We start from the raw sequence: 20,221 nt of genomic DNA on the forward strand, positions 1-20,221 counted from the left end.
GCTTTTTCTTTGTCGTGGCCAAGGCCGACCTCTACAGCGGCGACCTGCTTTGACTTGAGGTCCTGAGCGGGAGCACCAGCGCACCCTCCGGAAAGCGGGTGCTCATGAAGTCCACGAAGGCCTTCACCTTCGGGCTGGCCAGGCGCCGGGAGGTGTGCAGCACCCACAGCTCGACCTCTTTGCCGTCCAGGCTGCCCCACTGCACCAGTTCGCCGTCATCGACTTGCTGCCCGACGATGGACCGCGGCACCAGCGCGGCACCGGCGCCGGCCAGCGCGGCGTCCCTGAGCATCAGCATCGACGAGAGCCTGAGCACCGGCACGGGCTCGATCAGCAAGCGACCCTCGTCGACAGACCAGGTCTCGCCGTCCCGATAGGCGCTGACGACGGCGGGCACACGCACGGGCGCAGCGCCAGGCGCGGGCCTGGCGATGGACGGCGCGGCGACGACCACGAGGCGGTCCTTCGCAAAACAGCGGCCCACCAGCGCCGTGTCCACCCGCGGGTTGGGGCGGATGGCGACGTCGAACTGCTCGTCGACGAGATCCACCACCCGATCTTCCGCCACCACCTCCAGAGTGACGTCGGGATAGAGCCCGCGGAACTCCGCGCACAGCCGCCCCATCGCCAGCTGTGAAAACAGGATGGGTGCCGCCACGCGCAGGCGCCCGGCCACCTTGCCGCTGCCTTCCCGCGCCGCGCCGATCGCATCGGCCACCTCGTGCATGGGCCCTTCGGTACGGCTGAGCAGCAGCTGGCCGGCCTCGGTCAGCTCCAGTCCCTTGCCGCCGCGCTCGATGAGGCGCACGCCCAGTTGCTCCTCCAGGTCCGCCACGCGCCTGGACAGCGTGGCCTTGGAGCGCCGGCTGGCCCGGCTGGCTCGGCCAAAGCCACCGTGCGTCGCCACGAGGTTGAAGTCGGTCAGGGCGTTCAGGTCCATATCGTCTCAATTTGAAGACACATTGTCCTGATTTTGGCGTCTGTGTTTATGGATTGCAACGGCCTATCTTTCGTCCAAGCCAGCGAAACAAATCGCCTGGCCCTGGTCCTTCCCCTTAATCAGCTTTCAAGAGAGTCCATCATGAGCATCCTCGTCATCGGTTCCACCGGCACCGTCGGTTCCCTCGTCGTCCAAGGCCTGGCCAAGCAAGGCGCTCAGGTCAAGGCGATGGTCCGCCGCACCGGCACCCAATCCCTGCCCGCCGGCGTCGACGGCGTCGTCGCCGACCTCGGCGACGTGAACTCCCTGCGCCTGGCGATGAGCGGCGTTCGCACGCTGTTCCTGCTGAACGCCCTCGCCCCCGACGAGGTCACGCAGTCGCTGCAGGCGCTCAGCGTCGCCCGTGAAGCCGGCATCCAGCGCATCGTCTATCTGTCGGTCATCCACGCCGACCTCTACACCGATGTGCCCCACTTCACCGGCAAGCACACCGTGGAGCGCATGATCGAAAGCCTGGATCTGCCGGCGACCATCCTGCGCCCGGCCTATTTCATGCAGAACGATGCCGCCATCCAGTCCGTCATCGAAGGCTACGGCGTCTTCCCCATGCCCATCGGCGCCAAGGGCTGCGCGATGGTGGACGTGCGCGACATCGCCGACATCGCCGTGGCCGAGCTGCTGCGTCGCGACCGGTCGCCGGAACCCCTGCCCCGCCTGACGCTGGAAGTGGCCGGCAACGAGGTCTTCACCGGCGAGGCGGCTGCCGCTGTCTGGGGCCAGGCGCTGAATCGCGAGATCCGCTACGGCGGCGACGACGTGCAAGCCTTCGAGGCACAACTGGCCGCGCAGCACGTGCCCGCCTGGATGGCCTACGACCTGCGCCTGATGATGAGCCGCATCCAGCAGCTCGGGCAGATTCCCGCCGCCGGCGCAACGCGCACGCTGGAGAAGATGCTGGGCCGCCCGCTGCGGACCTACCAGGCCTTCGTGGCCGAGCGGGTGGCGACCTAAGGCTTGCTAGCCAGGGCGACGCCGGCCAGCACCAGCAGGCTGCCGGCCACGAAACTGGGCGACAACGCCTCGCCCAGCAACCAGACACCCAGCAGCACGCCAAACAGTGGCGTCATAAAGGTGAAGGCGCCCAGGCGCGAGGTTAGGTAGCGACGCAGCAACCAGAACCAGGCCAGGAAGCTGGCGAAGGACACGACCAGGCTCTGGAAGGCGAGGTGGGCCCAGACGGCGGCAGTCGGCTCCAAGCGCCACTGACCCGTCGCCCAGGCACCCGGCAGCAGCAGCACGAAGGCGCCGAGCAGCTGGTAGCACAGCGTCTCGGTCGCCGGTGCGGCGGCCAAACGCGTACACCGGATGGTGACCGTCGTAGCGCCCATGGCCAGGCCGGCCAGAACCGCGAGCAGGTCTCCCAGCAGCGCAGAGCCGTCAGGGGCCAGACCGCCGCGCAGGAAGGCCAGCGCGATGCCTCCGAATGCCAGGCCTATGCCCGCCCAGCGACGCCGGTCCAGGCGCTCGGCCGGCAGCCGCCAATGCAGGCCCAGGGCCGTGAACAGCGGCGAGGTGTAGAGGAAGACGACGACGTGGGAAGCCTGGGTCAACTGCAGCGCCAGGGCCACGAGCAGGAATTCCAGCGCGAACAGCGAGCCCGCCGCGGCACCGGCTGCCCAGCGGCGGCGATCCAGCGCCTCGCCGCGCCAGCGCATCAGACCGGCGAGCAGCAACAGGGCGATGCCGGAGCGCAGGCCGATCATCAGCATCGGGCCGGCCTGCGCCGTCACCGCCTTCAGCGACACCTGCTGCAGGCCCCAGAGGCAGCACAGCAGGAGCATGACGCCGCCGGCGCGGGCGTCGAGCGGGCCGGCCGTGATGCCGGGCGGCCGGGCAAGCTTGGCGGGTAATGCGGTTGGGGCGGGATTGAGGTACTTCATGGCCGCCAATGTGCCGGTCGGCCGCGAATCCGAAAAGCACATAATTCGCTTCCAAATCATCCGCTTTTCGAATTCATGCGCGATCTGCAGATCGACTGGCTGAAATGCTTTGTGGCCACCGTCGATGCTGGCTCCCTGTCCAGCGCCGCGGCCGAGATCCACCGCTCGCAGTCGGCCGTCAGCATGCAGCTCAAGAAGCTGGAGGCGGCCGTCGGCCACCGCCTGCTTCGGCGCGATGCGCGCCAGTTGGAACTGACGCATGAGGGCCAGACCCTGCTGGGCTATGCGCGACGCATACTGGACCTTCAGGCCGAGGCCCAGGCGGCGTTGCGCGAGGACGATGTCTCAGGTGTCGTGCGCCTGGGCGTACCGGATGACTACGCTCGCAGATACCTGACACCGGTCCTCAAGCGCTTTGCGCCGCGCCATGGCGGCGTTGAGATCCAGCTGGACTGCGAGCAGTCGACCTCGCTGATCCCGCGCGTGGCGCGTGGCGATCTCGATCTGGCTCTGGTTTCGCGCGACCACGCACGGCGCGGCACCCTGCTCTTCCACGAGCCCATGGTCTGGGTCGGCTCCCCGCAGTTTGACATCTGGCGGCGCGACCCGCTGCCCATTGCAGTCTACGAGGAGGCCAGCCTGGGCCGGCGCAGCGCCATCAACGCCCTCGCCCTGCAGGGCCGGCCCTACAAGATCGTCTACAACAGCTCCAGCCTGGCAGGGCAGATCGCAGCCGTCGAGAGCGGCCTGGCCGTGGCCGTGCTGACGCAGTGCAGCGCGCCGCCGCATCTGCAACTTCTGGGCGCCGAACAGGGCCTGGGACCGCTGGAGCCGATGCAGGTAGCCGTCTACCGCAGCAAGACGTCCAAGGGCAACAAGGCGGTGGACAGCCTGCGGCGGATGCTGATCGAGACGCTCAGGGTGTCGGGCTGACACGCAGCATCAGCACGCCGTGCGGCTTCACGCTCCCGCCGAACTCGCCCGAGACGCCGCGGGTCTTCTTGCCCGACCACAGGTCGTGGACCTCGGCCTTGATGCGCGGCGCGAGGTCCATCTGCTCCCACGTCACCTTGATGTCGACTGCCGTTTCGCCGCGGTTGAACAGCACGGCCGCACGTTCGCCACCGGCCAGCGTGCGCACCCAGACCTCCAGGTTGCCCTGGCGCCAGACGCGACGGCCCTGCCGGCCCAGCGGGTCCTGGTCAACCTTGATGACTTCGGCATTGGTCAGGATGCGGCGCGTGTCCGCATCCATCTTCGCCATGTCGTTGCCCGCCACCAGCGGCGCGGCCAGCATGGCCCAGATCGAGAAGTGGCTCTCGTACTCCGTCGTCGTCATGCCGCCGTTGCCGACCTCGAGCATGTCAGGGTCGTTCCAGCCGTTGGGCGCGGCGTCGGCCCACAGGTCGGCATTCATGTCGATGATGTCCAGCAGGCCGTGCGACCACTCCTTCTTGCCCTTCCAGGCATCCCAGATATCGCCCGTGGTGCGCCACAGATGGCCGACGGGATGGGCCCAGCGGCCGGGCTGGCTGCCGCCCCATTCGCAGATGGACAGCACGATGTCACGGCCCGATTCGCGCAGCGCCTTGGCCATGATGGTGTAGGCCGCTTCGGGGGTGCGCGGGCCGGTGTAGCACCAGTCGTATTTCAGCCAGTCCACGCCCCACTTCGCATACTGGCGCGCATCCTGGAACTCGTGGCCGGCGCTGCCGGGGCGGCCACCGCAGGTTGCGGCGCCGGCATCGGAATAAAGGCCGAACTTCAGGCCCTTGGAATGAACGTAGTCGGCCAGTGCCTTGATGCCCGACGGGAAGCGCTCGGGGTCGGCCTGAATGTTGCCGTCCGCGTCGCGGCTCTTCTGCCAGCAGTCGTCGATGACGATGTAGCGGTAGCCCGCGTCTTTCATGCCGGAGGCGACCATCGCGTCGGCCTGCTGGCGGATCAGCGTCTCGCTGACGTTGCAGGCGAACTTGTTCCAGGAGTTCCAGCCCATCGGCGGCGTGGGCGCGAGATTGGGCTTGGGGGCGTCGAGCTTGAGCGTCTCGTGCGGGGCGGCCTGGGCGCCGGCAATGAAGACGCAGGTCGACAGGGCCAGCAAAGCGCGGCCGAGCCAGGTTGAAGTCATGGGGAAAACTCCGAAAAAAGTCAGACGGTGCCGCGGCGCGCTTCCAGCTCGGCGCGGATCTCGTTCATGCGCCGCTCGGTCAGGAAGTAGCGGGACACGATGTAGAGGGCGATAAGCAGCCCGAGGATGGGAATGCCCGACAGGGCGACCCGGATCATGAACAGCGCATCCTCGCCCTGCACCGGCAGCTTAGCGTTGAAGCCGGTGAACATCAGCACCCAGCCGGAGGCGCCGTTGCCCAAGGCGAGGCCGACCTTGGAGATCCAGGAGCCGCAGGCGGCGAACGAACCCTCGCGGCGCTGTCGGCTGCCGAGCTCGTCATGGTCGATGACGTCGGCCATCGCCGAGCCGTAGATCGTCCAGAACCCGGCACCGACGAAGGCCACGCCGCCGCTGGCAAACAACTGCAACCAGGGCAGCTGCGGGTTGTAGAAGAACCAGTCGCCGACGAAGGCGAGGATGCCCAGCACCAGCACCGTCATCAGCGCATTGCGCTTGCCCCAGTGCCTGGCCACCCACCCGGCGAAGGCGATGCCAACGAGGCCGCAGACCAGACCGGCGATGCCCATCATCGAGTTCCACTTGGTGGCTTCAACGACGTTGCCGGCGCAGACGTAGTAGACGGTGGCGTAGTAGCCCAGCATGCCCACCATGGAGGTGGCCATGTTGTAGGCCATCATCGTGCCCAGCATCTGGCGGAAGGGCTTGTTCTTCAGTGTGCGGTACAGGGTGTCCTTGAAGGGCACGCGCTGCCGGGTCTGCGCCACGACCTTCTGGTAGTAGCGTTCGCGGGTCAGCAGGAAAATGGCGATGGAGACCACCACCATGATGCCGCCCAGGATGCTGGTGTAGACCTGGGCACCCAGCAGGATGTCGGGCTTGCCCGACGCATCGTTGAAGACGGCCAGCGTCGTGAACTGGGCCGCCACGAACATCGCCAGCTCGGGGAGCTTCTGGATCGCGTTCTTCCACGACATCACACGCGTGCGCTCGTGGTAGTCGGGCGTCATCTCCGCACCCAGGCTGTTCCAGGGCATGTTGAAGCAGCTCATGACCGGCACGTACAGGCAGGTCGAGACCAGCATGAAGATGAAGTATTCGTTGTCGCTCCAGCCGCGGCCGACGGCGAACATCAGCGGCAGGCCGATGCCGGCGAGGATGCCGCCCACCAGGATGAAGGGGCGGCGGCGCCCCCAGCGCGTGCGGGCGTTGTCGGAGAGCCAGCCGAACAGCGTGTCCGAAACGGCATCGACCGCGATCTTCAGGAAGATGACCGTGGAGATCAGCCCCGGCGCCACGCCGAGGAAGATGTTGAAGACGTGAAAGGCCAACGACTGGTAGAGCCAGTGGCCCCACATGTCCAGGAAGGAGCCCAGGCCGAAGCCGATCTTCTGCCGCGCGGGCACGCGGTCGGCCGCAAGTGTTGGCGCTGGCGGCACGGAGGCGGTCGGGCGCTGCACGGGCGGCATGGCGGCCCCTTCGGGATCGGCGATCAAGACTGTCTCCTTCGCCTGGCGCTGAGCGAGGCGGTATTTTTAGTAAACAGTCCTATTTTCGTTCGTTGATCGCACGAACGAAAGGCGGTGCAACTACCTAGGCAGCCACCTAGACAGCTGCGGTCTTGCGCCTGGCCTTGCGCGGCGCGGCCTCGGCTTCAGGCGCCGCGACGAAACGGGAACTCTCGCGCACGACCAGCTCCACCGGCAGCGACGCGTCATTGGGTGCGACATCGCCTTCGATGAGGGCGCGTGCGGCGACGTTGCCAAGTGCTTCCTTGTCCATCTTCACAGTGGACAGGGGCGGCTTGTTGCGGGCAGCCTCCTCGATGTCGTCGTAGCCGATGAAGCGGATGTCCTCGGGCACCCGCAGGCCACGCTCAAGGCAGACCTCGATGGCGAACATGGCCGTCGAGTCGTTGTAGGCAAAGACCGCGTCCGGGGGGGTGGGCAGGGCCAGCAGGCGGCTCATCGCATCGCGGCCGGCGTCGCCGTATTCCAGCGCCGGGTCCAGCGTGACTTCGTAGTCGGGGTCGAACAGGCGACCGGCCTCGAACAAGGCGCGGCGGAAGCCCTTGGCGCGCAGCGACGTCGAGTAATGCGCCAGCGGCCCGAAGATGGCGGCGATGCGCTGGGAACTGCCTTCCAGCAGGTGGCGCGTCGCCAGCCAGGCGCCGAGCTGGTTGTCGTCATTGACGCAGCGCACGCCGGGGTAGAAGTGGTCCACGAGCACCAGCGGCAGTTCGCAGCGGCGAATGGATTCCATGGCCTCGGGGTCGAAATAGCCGGCACCCAGCAGCGCCTCGGCCTCATGGCGGCGTACCTGGCCGGCCACGTCGTCACCTGCCAGCACCGACATGATGCTCAGCGGCACGCCGGCCTCGCGGCAGGCCGTCTCGGCGCCGTGCAGCACATAGGAATAGAAGGGGTTGTTGGCCAGCGAGCCGAGGCTGCGGCTGTACAGGAAGAGCATGCGGCGTGGCTTGCCGGTGCGCAGCTTGCCGACGTCATAACCCATCTGCTGGGCCACGCCGAGCACCTGGGCGCGGGTCTGCTCCGACAGGCCGGGCTGGCCCTTCAGCGCGCGCGACACCGTGCCGATGGACACGCCCGCGGCCTCGGCCAATTCGCGAATCGTCACTCCCTTGTCGGCCATCACCCGAGCTCCCGCTGTTGTTTAGCACGTCGCATCGGGCGCGATTGTGCATCGGCACCCCAGCGGCCCCGGGTACACCCTGTACCGGGGGCAAAACCTAGGCTGGATATTGTTCACTAAACAATCGCTGTTGCATAGAATATTTCCGAACCACCGACGAAGCGCGCCAAGCGCCGCCGACATGCTCCCCTGCCCCATCGCCGTCCTCGGCGAAGCCCTGGTCGACGAATTCCATGACGGACCCGTCGCGGGTGGCGCGCCCTTCAACGTGGCGCGCTCGCTCGCCGCCATGGGCGCGCCGGCCCTGTTCATCAGCCGCGTCGGCGCGGACGATGACAACGGCCGCCTCGTGCTCGACAGTGCGCGCCGCTACGGCCTGGACAGCGCCGGCGTGCAGCGCGACCCGCAGCACGCCACCGGCCGCGTCAGCGTGCACGAGGACGCCGGAGGCCACCACTTCGAGATTCAAGGCGACGCCGCCTGGGACCATATCGACGCCGCGGCCGCCCGCCCTCACCTCGCTGAAACGGCGCCAGCGTGGCTCTACTTCGGCAGCCTGGCCCAACGCCAGCCCGCCTCGCGCGCGGCCCTGCGCGCCCTCGTCAAGCCTTTCACCGGCACGCGCTTCCTGGACTTGAACCTGCGGGCCAGCACTGAAACCCGACTGCTGGCCGCCGAGTCGCTGATGCTGGCCGATTGGGTCAAGGTCAACGACGAAGAACTGGCCCAACTGGCCGGCTGGTTCGATGCCGGCGCGCCCGACGACGCCGGCCGCGCCAGCGCATTGATGGCACGTTTTGCACTGCAACGCCTGGTGCTGACCTGCGGCGCCAGCGGCTGGCGCTTCTACGCGCCGGGCGGCGTACTGCTGGCGCAGGGTGCTGGCGTCACCCAGCCGCACATGGTCGACACCGTCGGCGCCGGCGATGCTTTCACCGCCCTGCTGCTGGCCGGCCTGTCGCTGGGCCGTGACCTGCCCGCCACGCTGGCCCTGGCCAATCGCTACGCCTCCTTCATCTGTGGCGTGCGCGGCCCGCTGCCCGCCGAACCCCTTGCCCTGCAACCCTGGCGCACCGCCCTGCATGCGCTGCCGACCTCTGCCTGAACGACTGCCCGACATGGACCTGACCCCGCCTCCCACCTCCCTGGCCGACCTCGTCGCGCCGCCCGCCGGCTCGGCCATGCGCCGCCCCGGCTTCATCTTCGGCGCCGGCACCTCGTCGTACCAGATCGAAGGCGCCGCGCATGACGACGGCCGCCTCGAATCCATCTGGGACCGCTTCTGCGCGACGCCCGGCAAGGTGCTGCGCGGCGAGAACGGCGATGTGGCGTGCGACCACTACCACCGCTTTGAAGAAGACCTGGACATCCTGCAGCGCCTGGGTGTGGACGCCTACCGCTTCTCCATCGCCTGGCCGCGCGTGATGGACGAGGCCGGCCGCCCGAATGCGAAGGGCATCGACTTCTACAAGCGCCTGCTCGACGGCCTGGCCAAGCGTGGCATCCGCGCCTTCGTCACGCTGTATCACTGGGACCTGCCCCAGCACCTGGAAGACCGCGGCGGCTGGCTGAACCGCGAAACGGCCTACCGCTTTGCCGACTACGCCGAGCTGATGAGCCGCGAACTCGGTGGCGGCCGCGTGGCGGCCTGGACGACGCACAACGAGCCCTGGTGCTCAGCCTATCTTGGCTATGGCGACGGGCACCACGCGCCCGGCCTCAAGTCCAACCGCTGGGCCGCCCAGGCCATGCACCATCTGCTGCTGGGGCACGGCCTGGCGCTGCCCATCCTGCGCGCCAACGACCCGACGGCCTTGCACGGCATCGTCGCCAACTGCGCGCCGGGCTATGCCGACACTGACACAGCCGAAGACCGCGATGCCGCTTCGCTGTTCGAGACCTACCAGAACCGCTGGGTGCTGGACCCGCTGCTCAAGGGCGAATACCCGGCCGACCTGTGGCGGCTGTGGAAGGGCTGTGAGCCCCTGGTGCTGCCCGGCGACATGGACCTCATCAAGCAGCCCATCGACTACCTGGGCATCAACTTCTACAGCCGCGCCGTGCTGCGCTCCAAGGGCCCCGACACCATCGACTGGGTGCGCCACCCCGAGGTCGAGCGCACGACGATGGACTGGGAGGTCTACCCGCAAGGCCTGCAGGACCTGTTCGAAGCCTTCAAGCGCGACTACGCCAATCTGCCGCCCCTCTACATCACCGAAAACGGCATGTCGAGCGACGACCAGGTCAGCGCCGGCGAGATCGACGACCAGCAACGCCAGGCCTACATCAAGCAGCATTTCGCGGCATGCTCACGTGCCATGGACAACGGCGTGGACGTGCGCGGCTATTTCATCTGGTCGCTGCTGGACAACTTCGAATGGGCCTTCGGCTACGAGCGCCGCTTCGGCCTCGTGCACGTGGACTTCGAGACGCAGCAGCGCACGCTCAAGCGCAGTGCGCTGGCCTATGCGGACTTCCTGAAGGAGCGCGCCGCGGCGCGTTGAGCATGGGCATCCGGCGCGTCGTCATCCTCGGCGGCGGCTCCGCCGGCTGGATGTCGGCCGCCGCGCTGACGACAGGGTTGCGCGGCGTCGCCGTTGAGCTGGTCGAGTCCGAGGAGATCGGCATCATCGGCGTCGGCGAAGCCACTTTTCCGTCGATCCGCAGCTTCAACGACATCCTCGGCATTGACGAGGCTGAGTTTCTCGCCGCCACGCGCGGCAGCTACAAGCTCGGCATCCAGTTCTGCGACTGGAAGCAGCGCGGCGAGCACTATTTCCACACCTTCGGTGACTTCGGTCCACTGGACGGCCCGATGGCGTTGTGGGGCCAACTGCGCCGCCTGCAGACAGGCCCCGGCACGCCGCTGGGCGAGTTCTGCCTGCCGACGGTGATGGCGCACCAAGGCCGATTCTGCAGGCCTGCAGAAGGCGAGGACAGCCTGGCCTCGCGCTACACCTACGCCTACCACTTCGACGCGACGCTCTACGCCGCCTTCCTGCGCCGCCTGGCCGAAGGTCGCGGCGCGAGGCGCACTGAGGGGCGCGTCGTCGGCGTGGAGCGCCACGAGGACGGCCGTGTGCGCGCGCTGCACCTGGCCGACGGGCGCGAGGTCGAGGGCGATCTCTTCATCGACTGCTCGGGCCTGGCGTCCCTGCTGATCGGCCAGACGCTCGAGCAGCGTTTCATTGACTACGGCCACTGGCTGCCAGTGGACCGCGCCTGGGCCGTGCCCACCGAGCGCGCACCGGGCGATCTCGCGCCCTTCACGCGCTCGACGGCGCTGGAGGCCGGCTGGGCCTGGCGCATCCCGCTGCATGACCGCACCGGCAACGGCCATGTGTTCAGCAGCCGCTTCATCGACGAGGGACGGGCGCGCGAACAGCTGCTGGCCCAGCTCGACGCGCCGATGCTGGCCGAGCCGCGGCTGCTGCGCTTTCGCACCGGCCACCGCGAGCGGTTCTGGGTCAAGAACGTCGTCGCCATCGGCCTGGCCGCCGGCTTCCTGGAGCCGCTGGAGTCCACCGCCATCTACATGGTGCACAACGCGCTGGGCCGGCTCATCCCGCTGCTCGGCGAGGCCGATCACACGCAGGCCGCGGTCGGCTTCAACGTGCAGCAGCTGCGCCAGTACCAGCGCATCCGCGACTTCATCATCCTGCACTACGCCCTGAGCGAGCGCCGCGACAGCGAGTTCTGGCGCACGCTGACGAGCATGGAGCTGCCCGAGTCGCTGGACTACAAGTTGCATGCCTGGCGCGAGACCGGCACCCTGCATGCCTACGACAACGAGGCCTTCGACACGGCGAGCTGGCTGGCCATCCACGCCGGCATGGGCGACTGGCCGCGGCGCCGCAGCCCTTGGCCGGACGAGATGCCGGCTGAGTTGGCAGCCCGCTATCTCACTGAGCGCCATCAGGCCATTGCCGCGCTGGCCGCCGGCATGCCTGACCACGACAGCTTTCTGCGTGCACGCTTGAGCGGTGCTGCGGGATAGCGCCCATGCTCAGAGCCGAAGCCCCTACCTAGACTGGCGCGATGGAAAACCTGAACAAGCCGCTGCGGCGGGTCGTGATCGTCGGCGGTGGCGCCGCCGGCTGGATGTCGGCCGCCGCATTGAGCGCGGTGCTCAAGCCCCCGTATGAGATCCGCCTCGTCGAGTCCGACGAGATCGGCATCATCGGCGTGGGCGAAGCGACCATCCCGCCGATCCGCATGTTCAACGGCCTGGCCAAGATCGACGAGGCGGAGTTCCTCAAAGCCACGCAAGGCACGTTCAAGCTCGGCATCGAATTCGTCAACTGGGGCCGCCAGGGCGAGCGCTATTTCCACGGCTTCGGCGGCGTCGGCCGCGAGGCGCTGTGGCCGGTGGACTTCTCGCAATACTGGCTGCGCCTGCGCGCGCTGGGCCGCGCGCTGCCGCTGGACGCCTACGTCATCTCCAACATGGCGGCCAAGGCCAACCGCTTCATGCTGCCGCGGCCGGACATGCAGAACTCGCCGATGGCCGCACTCGGCTATGCCTATCACTTCGACGCGTCGCTGTACGCGAAGCACCTGCGTGCCCTGAGCGAGCAGCGCGGCGTGCGCCGCACCGAAGGCAAGGTCGTGCGCGTGCTGCTCAATGAAGAACCGGGGCCAGCCGAAGGCCATGTGCGCGCCGTGCAGATGCAAAGCGGCGAACTGGTGGAGGGCGACCTCTTCCTCGACTGCTCCGGCTTTGCCAGCCTGCTGATCGAGAAGGCCCTCGGCACCGGTTTCGAGGACTGGAGCCACTGGCTGCCCTGCGACCGCGCCGTGGCGGTGCCCAGCGAGAGCACGAGCCCGCTGCTGCCCTATACGCGTTCGACCGCGCACCGGGCCGGCTGGCAATGGCGCATTCCGTTGCAGCACCGCGTCGGCAACGGCCATGTCTATTCCAGCAGCCATGTCAGCGACGACGAGGCGGCCGGCGTGCTGCTGAAGAATCTCGACGGCCAGCCGCTCGCCGACCCGCGGATCATCAAGTTCCGCACTGGCATGCGTGAGGAGGCGTGGCGGCGCAATGTGGTTGCCATCGGCATGTCGGCCGGCTTCGTCGAGCCGCTGGAGTCGACGGCCCTGCACCTGATCCAGATGGGTGTGGCCAAGCTCATCGAGGCCTTCCCCCACAGTGGCTTCGACGCCCTGGAGATCGCCGAGTACAACCGCCAGAGCCGCGAGCGCTACGAATACGTGCGCGACTTCATCGTGCTGCACTATCACCTGAACCAGCGCGACGACAGCGAGTTCTGGAAGGCCTGCGCGGCCATGGCCATTCCCGGGGCCCTGCGCTGGCGCATGGCGCTGTATGCCTCCAGCGGCCGCCTGGCCAATGTCGACGGCGACCTGTTCCGCGAGCCGAGTTGGCTGGAGGTCATGGAAGGCCAGAACCTGCGCCCCAAGGGCTGGCTGGCGCTCGCCGAGCTGCAAGGTGTCGAGGAAACGGCCGCCTACTTCAAGGGCGTGTCCGACACCATCGCGCAATGCGTGGCCGTGATGCCCGATCACGCGGAGTTCGTGCGGCGCTACTGCCCAGCGATGCCAGTCTGATCACGCGAAACGGCTGAGCGAGGTGGAACTGCTCTCCGTCTCGCCCGACGCGATCGACGCCCACCCGCTGATCCGCGAGTACTTCGCGGCGCAGCTGAAGCGGTAGCAGCCCGAGGCGTTCCAGGCGGCCCACTCGCGGCTGTTCGACTATCTGTGCGAGAACACGCCGCACCGCCCGGACGGCCTCGACGGACTGGCCCCGCTCTACGAAGCCGCCACCCACGGCTGCCGCGCCGGACGACAGCAAGAGGCGTTTAGGTCGGAGCGACGGGCCTTGCGTCGAGGACCTGGTCCGCAAGTTCCGGAAGTGACGGCCGAACGGCGGGTTGCCTGAACCCGCCATGTCGGCCTACGCTTTCGCATCCAGCCAACCGCTTCACTTCGGATCGAAAGCCATGACCTCACTGCCGTCCCGCCGCCGATTCACCGCTGCGCTGCTGCTTGGCAGCCTGGCAGGTGGCTGCGCTGCCGCCGGCGAGTCGGTGAGCATCCCGCCGCCGGCCCAGGATCTGGCACCCACGGCAACCGGCCTGCAGACCGCGGTGTTCGCCGGTGGTTGCTTCTGGGGCGTACAGGGTGTGTTCCAGCATGTGCAGGGCGTACAGCAGGCCGTCTCCGGCTACGCGGGTGGCACGGCGAGCACGGCGAACTACAAGCTGGTCACCAGCGGCCGCACCGGCCATGCAGAGGCGGTCGAGGTGACGTTCGACCCATCGCAGGTCAGCTACGGCGCCTTGCTGCAGGTCTTCTTCTCCGTGGCACACAACCCGACGCAGCTGAACCACCAGGGACCGGATATCGGCCGCCAATACCGCTCGGCCCTGTTTCCCGCCGACGCGGCGCAGCGCGAGACGGCCCAGGCCTACATCGCGCAATTGGACGCGACAGGGCTCTACGGCAAGCCCATCGTGACCAAGGTGGAGAACAGGGGCAACTTCTATCCCGCCGAGAAATTCCATCAGGACTACTTGGTCGACAACCCGCGAGACCCCTACATCGTGTTCCACGACCTGCCCAAGATCGCGGCGCTGAAGCGGCTTTTCGGCGAACGGTTCAGAAGCGAGCCCATGCTGGTGAAGCAAGCGCGTTGATCCTGGCCCAGTGGCCGACGCGCATAAAAAAAGCACCGCGGAGCCAACCGCGGTGCCGGGTCTTGCGAGTGGCGGGCGGGCCGGGCGGCCCGCCCTTCATCAAGCTCAGAAGCTGTACTGCATGCTGACGCGATAGCCGCGGCCCGACGTGAAGTAGTTGTGGCCGATCATGCCGATGTGCTGCTGCATGATCTGCTTGTACGTCTTGTTCGTCAGGTTGGTGGCATCGACACCCAGGGACAGATCGTTGCCGATCTTCAGGTGCAGACCTGCGTCGACCTGTCCATAGCCGTCAGCCCAAAGCGGCAGGCCCACGGGCAGGTTGTGCTGACCAAAGTTGGCGCTCGCCGGGTTGGTGTCCAGCGCATTGGTCTGGTTGGGGCCGGTGTTGTCGGAGTTCAGCGCCACGCCGTAGAGGTATCTGCCGCGGTAGTTGTAGGCAATGCGGGCAGAGACCGGACCACGGTCGTAGAGCAGCGCGATGTTGAAGGTGTTCTTCGACAGGTTGTCCAGCGGCATATCGCCGAAGGAACGGCCATCGGTGTCACAGCCGTTGATGTACAGGTTCAGGTTGTCCTGGCCTGCGCCGGGCGAGCAGTAGCCCGTGTACACCGCGTTGTAGCGCTTCACCTTGCTGTCCACGTAGGTGTAGTTCGCCTGCAGGCCAATGCCCTGCAGCAGCGAGGGCAGGCCCTCGAAGTACTGCTGGTAGGCCACTTCGAAGCCCCGCGCATAACCCTTGGCGCCGTTGACCGGGCCGTTCAGCACGAAGTTGACCGGCTTGCCGTTGGCGTCGTTGACCGTGCGGTTGAAAGCCTGGTTGACGATGATGTCCTTGAGGTTCTTGTTGAAGACGGCGGCAGTCACGGAGCCGTTCTTCGCGAAGTACCACTCGGCCGTCACGTCTTCCTGGTCGGAGCGGATGGGCTTGAGCTCGGGGTTGCCGCTGGCCGTGCCGGTCAGGTTGATCTTCTTGACGTTGGGCGGCACGCTTTGCGCATCGACCTCGATGGTTTGCGACATCGACAGGAAACCCTGCATCTGGCTGAACTGCGGGCGCGCCAGGGCCTTGGACGCGGCAAAGCGGAACTGCAGCGCGCCGTCCGCCGTGGCCTTCCACTTCAGGTTCAGGCTGGGCAGGTAGTCCGTGAAGCTCTGGTTGAAGTTCTGCTCCTTGGCGAACGGCGTCAGCTGCGGCACGGCCAGGCCGACCGCACCGGGGGGCGCGGCCTGCGTGGTCAGGATGGTGTAGCCGTCGGCCTGGTTCTTGGTGTGGACCGCGCGCAGGCCGACGTTGCCGTCGATGGGCAGGCCCACCTCATCGAAGGAGAAGCGCAGCTGTGCATACCCCGCCGTGGTGGTCTCGGCCTGGGTGTTGCGACCGGCCGGGTCGGTGCCGAAGGAAGTAGGAGCCCACTTGCCACCGCCCTGGATGCTGTTGGCCTGCTGCGGGCAGCCCGCACCATCCCAGCCCGGCTTGAAGTTCGTGCACTCGTTCAGGTAGAGCTGGTGCAGCTTGTTGTAGCTGTTGGGCCAGTCGAAGGCCACCGAAGCCGCCGGGAAATACAGCGACGGGAGGTTGGCCTTGCCGCCGCCCATGAAGTCGGCGTAGTTGTTCTTGTAGGTGGGGATATCCGGCGCCTTGGTGATGTAGGCCAGGTCGCCGATGTTCCAGCCCACCTGCCAGGCGTGGGTGATGGTCGCCCAGTTGTAGCTCGGGTTGCTGTTGATGGTCTCGGCGTCGCGCTTGGCGATGCGCACGCCCACGCGCAGGTCGTTGAGGATCTTGTTGTCGTGGAAGACCCAGCGCGCATCACCCTTCCAGGCTTTTTGCGTGCCCTTGCCCTTGTCCAGGTGGTCCATCATCATCGCCCAGTAGTACTTGCTGGGGTCGTTGAGGACGGCCATGTCACTGGCGTCGAACACCAGGCGCGGCATCGAGCCGGTGTAGTCCACGGTCTCCTTGGGCAGGGCTACAGCGGTGCCGACCGTGGAGTCGAAGTTGTTGGTCTTGGAGCGGATGTACTGGAAGTCAGACGTCAGCGTCAGCTGCTCGTTGACCTTGCCGGAAATCTTCCAGGCCAGTTCATCGGTCTGCGAGTTGCGCTTGGAGTAGCGCGTCTGGTTCTCGACCTCGATGCCGGTGTAGTTGCCGTTGGCGTCCTTCTTGCCGGTCAGCACGCCCTTGGTCATCACGCCGTTGGCGTCGTAGGTGCCGTCCAGCACCTCGACGTTGTAGGGGTCGACCTGGGCGCTGACGTTGTTCTCGTTCCAGTTGAACTTGAACTTGGAACGGAAGAAGGTCAGCGAGGACTCGACGTCGTCCTTCTTCCATTGCAGCGCGCCGTAGATGCCGTCGCGCGTGCGGTCGTAGAACTGCTGCTTCCACGACATGTCGCGGGAGAACCAGGTCGGGCTGGTCGGCGTGGCCTTGTAGAACGGGTCCAGCACCAGGCCGTCCGTGCGGTTGGAACTGAGCGAATGCGCCACGTCGATCAGCGCGCCGAACTTGCCCGCGTCGGTGTTCCAGGTGTTGGACAGCAGGCCCGAGACGCTGGGCTTGTTCTTCTTGGCCAGGCTGTTGCGCGAGACGTCGAGCGAAATCGAGCCCTTGAAGCCGGGAAAGTCGAAGGGCAGGGCCGTGCGCAGGTTCACCAGGCCGCCGATGGCGCCCTCGATCTGCTCGGCCGAGGGGTTCTTGTAGACGTCCACGCCGGCCATCAGCTCGGGCGGCACGTCCTCGAAGCCCAGCGTGCGGCCCTGGTTGGCGCTGAAGGTCTCGCGGCCGTTCAGCGTTGAGCTGACATAGGTCAGGCCGCGGATGTTGACGCCCGACCCTTCGACCGAGAAGTGCACCGGGTCGTTGGACGACGACACCCGCGACATCGTGGCCCCGACGATGCGCTGCAGCACCTCGGACACCGAGCGGTCGGGCAGCTTGCCGATCTCGTCGGCGACGACCGAGTCGACGATCTCGTCTGATTCCTGTTTGAGTTTCTGCGCCGACGCAAGCGCGGCGCGGCGCCCAGAAACAATGACGGTCTCCAGGGCCTGAGGCGCCTTGTCAGCCGCGGGTGCTGCCGCCGGAGCTGGCGCGGGCGTGTTCTGCGCCAGCGCCGGTGTGGCTGCCCAAACCAGCGCCTGTACGGCCGCCAGGGACAGCGTTGTCCTCTTGAAATGTCTCATCCTCTTTGCTCCTCTTCGGTGGGAAACACTCAGCCCTTGCGGGCCTCGTGCCGGTCCTGCTGGTTTCTATGCCGCAGGTATTTGGTAACGCTAACAATGTCCAAGTAATCGGACATCCGGACTACTAGGGATAGGGGATATACGCATGGCTCCTGCATTCAACCCTCCTTTCTCCGCAGATGGATGTGCTGTGCTGGCAACTCGAGTGCCACGGTTTCCAGAGATTCTGGTAGCGCTATCCTCGAGCCGACGAGACGTTCGGTGCCAGGCACCAGATCGATGAAGTTGTCCGCCAGATCCAGGCCCGGGTACTGGAGCCAAAGGCCTTTGACCGGTCGGTCGCAGCTCAGCCGCAAGGCCTGGCCCTCGGCCTGGATGGCGATGCGCGCGCCGGCCAGGCGGTAGAACTTGAAGGGTTCGGTCCAGGCGCAATCCCGCGCGAGCTCGCGGCCGTCCGCATCGAAGGCGCACAACTCGGCGACGACCGGCTCGTCAAAGCCCGGCAGAGGCTGGGTCGTCTCGACGCTGGTCGACGCTGGAACCGCTTGCAAGACGCGGGTGCTGGCGAGCTGGCGTCCATCCATCGCGAACAGGCGCAGCTGCAACGCCAGTTCACAGGCCTGAGCCTCGCCGTTCATGACGGACAGCCGCGCCTGCCCTGCCTCCAGCCGCACGGCTACGGCCAGCGGCGCCAGGGCGCGGCGCACGGCATGCCAGGCCGGCTTGACGGTGCCCGAAGAGTCGATGAGGGCCCAGCTCGTCACAGGCCAGCAATCGTTGAGCTGCCAGACCAGGGCGCCCCCGACGGCGCGCGCACCGGGCCGCTGCCAGCGGCGGCGGAAGTCCTGGTACGCCACCCGCATGGCCTCGGCCTGCACGAACTGCGTCGCGTAGACGTGATCCGCCAGCGTGCCGCCCATGCGCAGGTTGTCGGCCAGATAGACCGACAGGCGCCGATGCCCGTCCGGCCCCGCCGCCGAGCCGGCCTTGTTGTGCCACTGCACCGTGCGGCTCTCGGGGAAGCGCTCGGCTTTGGGCAGCACCGATTCAAACAAGGCCAGCGAGGGATGCGACTGCATGCCGAATTCGCTGACGAAGCGCGCCTGCACGTCGCCATAGCGTTGGTAGGGCAGCATCTGCTGGTGCCAGACCTCCCAGCTGTGGCGGTCGCCCACGGTCGCGTCGGAGGACTTGGCGCCGTCGCCTGGGGTGAAAGGGCTGCCCGGCCAGTAGGCGGTATCCGGGTCCAGTGCCGCGCAGACCTCGGGCAGCAGGCCCTCGTAGATCGCCCGCGCCTCGAAGCGTTCGGCCGGCACGCCCGGGCCGGCCAGGCCGACGGACTCGGCCAGCATGTAGTCCTCGTTGTTGCCGCACCAGAGCGCCATGCAGGCGTGGTGGCGCAGGCGCTTCACGGCGCTCTCAGCCTCCGCACGCACGCTGGCGAGGTAGTCGGCGTTGGCGGGGTAGAGACCACAGGCGAACATGAAGTCCTGCCAGACCAGCAGGCCGAGTTCGTCGCAGGCCTCATAGAAAGCCTCGTGCTCATAGATGCCGCCGCCCCAGACGCGCAGCATGTTCATGTTGGCCGCCGCCGCCTGGGCCACGCGCTCGCGGTAGCGCGCCGGCGTGATGCGCTCCAGCAGGTTGTCGTCGGGGATCCAGTTCGCGCCGCCGGCAAAGAAGGCCTGGCCGTTGACCTCGAAATGGAAGCTGCTACCCGCCTCGCCTTCGACGGGGACCTGCACAAGGCGCAGCGTGCGCAGGCCGATGCGGCGGCTGTCCTGCGCCACGACCTGATCGCCGTCCAGCAAGTGGGCCACCAGCGTGTACAGCGGTTGCCCGCCCAGGCCGCGGGGCCACCAGAGCTGGGCCTCGCTGACATTCAGCGTCGCACACGCTGCATCGGCTGGCACGACCTGGCGGGCCACGCTGCGGCCGTCGGCGTCCAGCAGCTCGAAGGCGCAGCGCAAGCCGGCGGCACCGGCGGGCCGCGCCGAGACCTGCAGCGTCGCGCGCCGCCCGGCCACGTCAACCTCGCTGCGGCAGTGCAGATCGTCCAGGCGCGCCGACCAGCTGTGCCGGCGCACCGCGCGCCAAGGGCCGCTGACGAGGAGCTCGGGACCCCAGTCCCAGCCAAAGTGGTACTGCGCCTTGCGGGCATGCAGACGGGCGCTGTCGCCGTTCCAAAGCTGACGCTTGCCATGCACGGCCTCGACCTCGCGGGCACGCCCCAGCGGCGGCTCAAAGCACAGCAGCAGTTCGTTGCGCCCAGGCTGCAGGCGGCGGCGCACATCGACCCGGCGCGGCACGAACATGTTGTCCGATGCCAGCAGCTTCTCGCCGTTGAGCCAGACGCTGCAATAGGTGTCCAGGCCCTCGAAGACCAGGTCCTCGTGGTCGGCCAGTGCGCCGGCCTCGAAGCCCAGCCGCCATGCCCAGCGGCGCTCGCCGACCCAGCGCACCTCGGCCTCGTTCATGCCGTAGAAGGGATCGGGAATGCGCCCGGCCGCCAGCAACGCGCCATGGGCCGTGCCGGGCACAGTGGCCGGCAGCCAGGCATCAGCGGGCAGAGCCGACAGCGCCGGCCCGCCAAGGCCCTCGGGCGCCTCGGCCAGCAGCCAGTCGTCGTGCAGATCGATCAGTCGTTCAGGGCTCACGTGTCGGAGTCGTTGCGGTTGCGTTGCACACCAGCCCGCGGCGGGAGACCCCGAGC

Annotated in this window: 14 protein-coding genes; 7 read left to right on the top strand and 7 right to left on the bottom strand. The window is 67.4% G+C overall.

Features of this window, described 5'->3' with window-relative positions; all coding sequences use genetic code 11:
• Positions 1-31: 31 nt before the first annotated feature.
• On the bottom strand, positions 32-940 hold the full coding sequence (locus tag ASC91_RS25230; protein WP_056203850.1) for a LysR family transcriptional regulator: 909 nt from the start codon (positions 938-940) through the stop codon (positions 32-34).
• Positions 941-1,081: 141 nt separating this feature from the next.
• Between ASC91_RS25230 and ASC91_RS25235 the strand changes: the two genes are divergently transcribed.
• Positions 1,082-1,951, top strand: coding sequence for an NmrA family NAD(P)-binding protein (locus ASC91_RS25235; protein WP_056203853.1), 870 nt, complete (start codon positions 1,082-1,084; stop codon positions 1,949-1,951).
• Here ASC91_RS25235 and ASC91_RS25240 read toward each other — a convergent pair.
• On the bottom strand, positions 1,948-2,781 hold the full coding sequence (locus tag ASC91_RS25240) for a DMT family transporter (protein ID WP_056204496.1): 834 nt from the start codon (positions 2,779-2,781) through the stop codon (positions 1,948-1,950). The genes ASC91_RS25235 and ASC91_RS25240 overlap by 4 nt on opposite strands.
• A 174-nt stretch (positions 2,782-2,955) precedes the next feature.
• Here ASC91_RS25240 and ASC91_RS25245 point away from each other — a divergent pair, with 174 nt between their 5' ends.
• Positions 2,956-3,813: a LysR family transcriptional regulator gene (locus tag ASC91_RS25245; RefSeq protein WP_056203856.1), complete on the top strand. Its 858-nt coding sequence runs from the start codon at positions 2,956-2,958 to the stop codon at positions 3,811-3,813.
• Here the strand turns inward: ASC91_RS25245 and ASC91_RS25250 are convergent.
• The 3 genes from ASC91_RS25250 to ASC91_RS25260 all read right to left on the bottom strand — a co-directional run bounded on the left by ASC91_RS25250 (position 3,797) and on the right by ASC91_RS25260 (position 7,660).
• Positions 3,797-5,008: a glycoside hydrolase family 27 protein gene (locus ASC91_RS25250; RefSeq protein ID WP_056203860.1), complete on the bottom strand. Its 1,212-nt coding sequence runs from the start codon at positions 5,006-5,008 to the stop codon at positions 3,797-3,799. The genes ASC91_RS25245 and ASC91_RS25250 overlap by 17 nt on opposite strands.
• A 20-nt stretch (positions 5,009-5,028) precedes the next feature.
• Positions 5,029-6,504 carry an MFS transporter gene (locus ASC91_RS25255; RefSeq protein ID WP_157282095.1) on the bottom strand — a complete coding sequence of 492 codons (1,476 nt, stop codon included), beginning with the start codon at positions 6,502-6,504 and terminating at the stop codon, positions 5,029-5,031.
• Positions 6,505-6,613: 109 nt separating this feature from the next.
• Positions 6,614-7,660 (bottom strand): LacI family DNA-binding transcriptional regulator, encoded by a 1,047-nt coding sequence (locus ASC91_RS25260; RefSeq protein ID WP_056203865.1) that lies wholly within the window; start codon positions 7,658-7,660, stop codon positions 6,614-6,616.
• 181 nt (positions 7,661-7,841) lie between these two features.
• Here ASC91_RS25260 and ASC91_RS25265 point away from each other — a divergent pair, with 181 nt between their 5' ends.
• The 5 genes from ASC91_RS25265 (at position 7,842) to msrA (ending at position 14,322) form a co-directional block, all read left to right on the top strand.
• On the top strand, positions 7,842-8,765 hold the full coding sequence (locus ASC91_RS25265) for a PfkB family carbohydrate kinase (protein WP_056203868.1): 924 nt from the start codon (positions 7,842-7,844) through the stop codon (positions 8,763-8,765).
• Positions 8,766-8,778: 13 nt separating this feature from the next.
• Complete coding sequence (locus tag ASC91_RS25270; RefSeq protein WP_056203871.1) at positions 8,779-10,164, top strand: GH1 family beta-glucosidase; 1,386 nt, start codon at positions 8,779-8,781, stop codon at positions 10,162-10,164.
• A 2-nt stretch (positions 10,165-10,166) separates the two neighbouring features.
• On the top strand, positions 10,167-11,657 hold the full coding sequence (locus tag ASC91_RS25275; RefSeq protein ID WP_056203874.1) for a tryptophan halogenase family protein: 1,491 nt from the start codon (positions 10,167-10,169) through the stop codon (positions 11,655-11,657).
• Between the two features lie 41 nt (positions 11,658-11,698).
• Positions 11,699-13,231, top strand: coding sequence for a tryptophan halogenase family protein (locus tag ASC91_RS25280; protein ID WP_082533003.1), 1,533 nt, complete (start codon positions 11,699-11,701; stop codon positions 13,229-13,231).
• A gap of 395 nt (positions 13,232-13,626) precedes the next feature.
• Positions 13,627-14,322 (top strand): peptide-methionine (S)-S-oxide reductase MsrA, encoded by a 696-nt coding sequence (msrA, locus tag ASC91_RS25285; protein ID WP_056203877.1) that lies wholly within the window; start codon positions 13,627-13,629, stop codon positions 14,320-14,322.
• A 105-nt stretch (positions 14,323-14,427) separates the two neighbouring features.
• Here msrA and ASC91_RS25290 read toward each other — a convergent pair whose 3' ends face one another.
• A complete protein-coding gene (locus tag ASC91_RS25290) occupies positions 14,428-17,508 on the bottom strand; it encodes a TonB-dependent receptor (protein WP_056203880.1) in 3,081 nt (1,026 codons plus the stop codon).
• A gap of 158 nt (positions 17,509-17,666) precedes the next feature.
• Positions 17,667-20,165 (bottom strand): glycoside hydrolase family 2 protein, encoded by a 2,499-nt coding sequence (locus ASC91_RS25295; protein WP_056203883.1) that lies wholly within the window; start codon positions 20,163-20,165, stop codon positions 17,667-17,669.
• Between the last annotated feature and the right edge of the window lie 56 nt (positions 20,166-20,221).

Source organism: Pelomonas sp. Root1237, assembly GCF_001425055.1.
Lineage (GTDB): Bacteria > Pseudomonadota > Gammaproteobacteria > Burkholderiales > Burkholderiaceae_C > Pelomonas.